This window comes from Neobacillus drentensis NBRC 102427 (assembly GCF_001591445.1).
GTDB lineage: Bacteria > Bacillota > Bacilli > Bacillales > Cytobacillaceae > Neobacillus > Neobacillus drentensis.
In genome coordinates this window covers 1-2,555 of the sequence record NZ_BCUX01000121.1, presented here as the reverse complement: position 1 = coordinate 2,555, position 2,555 = coordinate 1, and the positions used below count along the sequence as shown (strand labels likewise).

Annotated in this window: 2 protein-coding genes and 1 pseudogene; 1 reads left to right on the top strand and 2 read right to left on the bottom strand. The window is 36.4% G+C overall.

The genetic code is table 11. From position 1 onward, the window contains the following. Window positions 1–194: 194 nt before the first annotated feature. Complete coding sequence (locus tag BDR01S_RS24405) at window positions 195–1,385, bottom strand: MFS transporter (protein ID WP_066250630.1); 1,191 nt, start codon at window positions 1,383–1,385, stop codon at window positions 195–197. A gap of 330 nt (window positions 1,386–1,715) precedes the next feature. Continuing rightward, the gene (locus BDR01S_RS24400) at window positions 1,716–2,063 is read right to left on the bottom strand and encodes a VOC family protein (protein ID WP_066250626.1); all 348 of its coding nucleotides are present in this window, start codon (window positions 2,061–2,063) and stop codon (window positions 1,716–1,718) included. A 236-nt stretch (window positions 2,064–2,299) separates the two neighbouring features. Here BDR01S_RS24400 and BDR01S_RS24395 point away from each other — a divergent pair. After that, window positions 2,300–2,479, top strand: a pseudogene (locus tag BDR01S_RS24395) (globin domain-containing protein); the annotation flags it as partial. Window positions 2,480–2,555 lie beyond the last annotated feature (76 nt).

Here is a 2,555-nt window from a genome sequence, read left to right as displayed (position 1 = left end):
CTTAATCGGAAAACCTCCGCTTATTTACCTCGAACTGAGCTCCATTCAGCATTTAACCGGAAAATCTCCGCTTATTTTAAGTATCACTGGTTATTCAATTAAGGATAAGACTTCTTATATAAAAATAACAAGTGAATCCCCTTGATCCTCTTTGACAATATCTCACCTTAACCATTTGGAAACAGTTTCCCCAGTTATATGCGGAGGATGAACATTAGCAATGCTGAAATTATTGCGAGTAAACTACTCACACCAAAAGCTGTAAAAGCACCAAAGGATTGCCACAAAAACCCTGCCATTACGCTTGCGGGCAATGCAGCTATACCAGTTAATGCATTAAATGTTCCCATAGCCATACCTCGTTGCCCTTCTGGTACCATATCTGCTACATAAGCCTTTTGAATACCTTCAGTAGTGGCATAGTACAGCCCATAAATAAAGAATAATACCCAAATCCCAAAGACAGTATGTACCAGACCGAAGCCGAGATAAATGAGTGCAAACATTACATAACCTGTAATTAGAACTGGTCGGCGACCGATACGGTCAGAAATCATACCAAATGGAGTAGAAAATATACTTGTAATAATGTTGTATGCAAAATAAGTCAGTGGAATATATTCGGCAGCCATTCCAACGTCTTTTGCTCGTAAGATAAGGAACGCATCAGAGAAGTTCCCTATAGTAAAGATTGTAGTTATAAGTGTGAACCACACAAAACGTGAATTAAGCCCCTTGAAGCTAATACTAGGCAACTTTTTTACATTGCTTGGTGTTTTTATTGGATTTCTTTTTTCTTTTAAGAAGAAGATGAGTAGCAAAGTTGCAATTAATCCAGGGATTGCAGATAACCAAAATACTGCCTGATAACTCCCATTCCACTGAGTAAGAATTAAATATGTCACAAAAGGTCCCAGAGCTGCTCCTAGTGTATCCATTGACCTTCTAAATCCAAATGCTTTTCCACGTTCTTCTTTTGTAGTGGTATCGGCAAGGATGGCATCTCTTGGGGATGTACGAATTCCTTTACCAAAACGGTCTGCAAACCGAATAAAGAGAACTTGACCCCAGTTTGATGATAATGCGAAAAAAGGTTTAATCAGATTGGATAGTCCATAACCTACAACCATTAACAATTTTCTTTTACCAAATCGGTCAGAAATCCACCCAGAGAAAAACTTTAAAATGCTTGCCGTGCTCTCAGCAATCCCTTCGATAATGCCCACAGTCCCGACTTGTACGTGTAATACTGAAGTTAAATATAGTGGAAGGATAGGAACAATCATCTGACTCGAAAGGTCTGTCAAAAGACTTACCATTCCAAGAACAACAATCACTGAATTTAATCCAAAAAAATTTTTTCTCGATTGTCTTTCAGATTCCATAATTCACCTCATTAACTTTATTGAAAATGGATTATAAAGCAGTAGTTATCCACACATGCAGAGTTGCCCCTCGTTGAATTGGACCTTAGTTCATTCCTCCATGATAGCTGCAGTCTTCACTTCTACTGTATTACCCAAAAGAATGAATATACATTAATCTTCACTAGTTTAACCTTTAGTAAAGAAGAAGGGTGCCTGACAGAACTTATTCGTCAAGCGTGTCTTAATTATGAATGAAAATAGAGCCGAAATACGCAAGTTATGCATAAAAACCTGCATGTTTTAGGCTCTTAATAGTATTCCTTTTTGTGTTAATGTATTCGCTAGCTCTTATTTCTCCCAAAGCTCGATCAGTCGACCTTCTGGATCTTTAATCCAAATAAACTTTCCAAATTCACTATTCTCTTCTTTCTTTTCAATAGGTACACCAATTTGTTCAAGATGCTTAATAGTCTCGTCTATATTATGAACTTGGAAATTTAACATCACTTGTTGTTCTATTGGAAAATAACTGTCATCCTCAGGAAAGAAAGAAAAGATAGTCTCACTCCCTGATTCGGGTTTAATCATAGCCATATTCCAATTATTTATTTCAATCTTCAACACTTCACTGTACCATTTTTTTACAACTTCAATATTCTTAGTTCTCCAAAATATTCCTCCGAAACCTTTTATCATCTTATTTAACTCCTGTCTGTCTTTAAATTTTTAGTTTTTCGATTATTGTTAAGTCTACTTCTTCAACTAAACTCCGTTAGTGAAACAAGAAAAGTTGCCTCAACGACAGCTAAAAATCTTTCGTTCTAGCACACGTTAGTTCAACATATATTATCACTTAACATTAATTATATACGGAGGTGCTTCTTGAATCCAATTTCGTTCTACCATAAGTTGTTTTAATGGTATTGAAACAGAAATATTCTGGTCAATCTATGGCAAAAGCTCACCAAGGGATGAATCTCCAACCAGAGCATTTTAATGCTAATGTAAAACATCTTCACGATGCACTTGCTCACTTTGGAGTGAATGAAGCAGACATAGAAACAGCTTTAACTAAAGTAGCTTCACTAAGAGACGATATATTGTTTCAATAAAACAAGAAAAACAAAAAAGGTGCCTGACCCCCAATGCGTTAATACTTTAATAGATTGGGGGTCAGGCACTACTTGT

Bases quoted from the DNA above. Each gene is read 5' to 3' on its own strand.
- BDR01S_RS24405 (WP_066250630.1), bottom strand. From the start codon at position 1,385: ATGGAATCTGAAAGACAATCGAGAAAAAATTTTTTTGGATTAAATTCA.
- BDR01S_RS24400 (WP_066250626.1), bottom strand. From the start codon at position 2,063: ATGATAAAAGGTTTCGGAGGAATATTTTGGAGAACTAAGAATATTGAA.